This is a genomic window from Nocardia sp. CY41 (assembly GCF_009829325.1).
GTDB lineage: Bacteria > Actinomycetota > Actinomycetes > Mycobacteriales > Mycobacteriaceae > Nocardia.
In genome coordinates this window covers 1-755 of the sequence record NZ_VUOS01000133.1, presented here as the reverse complement: position 1 = coordinate 755, position 755 = coordinate 1, and the positions used below count along the sequence as shown (strand labels likewise).

Sequence of the window (755 nt, the reverse complement as noted above, 5' to 3'; positions counted from 1 at the left end):
TGGGATGCCAGGACCGACGAGCGGCTGATCCTGGCGTGGGCGCGGAATCCGGCGCCGAGCATGGCTGAGCTGGTCGAGGAGTTCGGTGTCGGCGAGCAGGACATCGCGCGGCGTTGCATCGCGCTCGAGCTCGCCCAGACCCGGGTGGAGATCGTCGACCACCTCGGCGCCGAACCCCGCGGTGATCTGGCCTACCAAGCCCGGCTGGGACGCGACAAGGCCAACACCGCGGTCGGTGTCCTGGTCCTCACCTCCGCGACCGGCGCCGTGCTGCACCTGTCGCTGCACCCCGACATCGACGCCGCTGCACAGGCCTGCGGCGAGGTCGACGAGACCGCGCTGGAAGAGCTGCCCGCGGTGTGGACGATCGCGACCCGCGTGCTGGGCGAGGGGTCCATCCGCGCGACCAAGAGCGGGTCCTGGACCGAACGGCCGGCCACCGAACCCCACACCGACACAGTCAGCGACCCGGCCCCGGCCGCGGCCCGGGCGGTTCCCCGGTGGCGGCGGCTGCTGAAGCCACGAACCCACTGAACGCCTCGCCGACCTGGGTTGCCGTTCGCAGATCAGTCGGAGCAAGCACAGTCCGACGGTGCTACCTACACGGAAATGGTTGTCGGACAGCGCGATTCCGTGGGCGCATCCGGTGGGTGATCGTATTCTGTTGGGGCAGTGTCTGTATGCCGGTGTTCGACCCAGTAGGAGAAGCCCGGATGGACCGTTACCCCCGCCCTGTCCTGTTCACCATGCCGTGG

Annotated in this window: 1 pseudogene; it reads left to right on the top strand. The window is 69.4% G+C overall.

Features of this window, described 5'->3' with window-relative positions:
• Positions 1–534 (top strand): annotated as a pseudogene (locus tag GVY64_RS37045) (hypothetical protein); the annotation flags it as partial.
• Positions 535–755: the final 221 nt, after the last annotated feature.